Genomic DNA, 253 nt, shown 5'->3' with positions numbered 1-253 from the left:
GTAGGCTGGTTCGGCGTTCTGATGATCCCCACCCTGCTCACCGCCACCATCTGTTTCATCATTGCCTTCGTGGCAGCCCCTCCCGTTGACATCGACGGCATCCGCGAGCCTGTTGCAGGTTCCTTGATCTACGGCAACAACATCATCTCCGGTGCAGTTGTGCCTTCGTCCAACGCCATTGGCTTGCACTTCTACCCCATCTGGGAAGCAGCTTCCTTAGATGAGTGGTTGTACAACGGTGGTCCTTACCAGT

1 pseudogene is annotated in these 253 nt (G+C 56.1%); it reads left to right on the top strand.

Annotation, left to right across the window (positions count from 1 at the left end):
* Window positions 1-253 (top strand): annotated as a pseudogene (locus JUJ53_RS00845) (photosystem II q(b) protein); the annotation flags it as partial.

Origin of the sequence: Leptolyngbya sp. CCY15150, assembly GCF_016888135.1 — a bacterium.
Taxonomy (GTDB): Bacteria; Cyanobacteriota; Cyanobacteriia; order RECH01; family RECH01; genus RECH01.
This window is presented reverse-complemented; position numbering and strand designations above follow the sequence as displayed.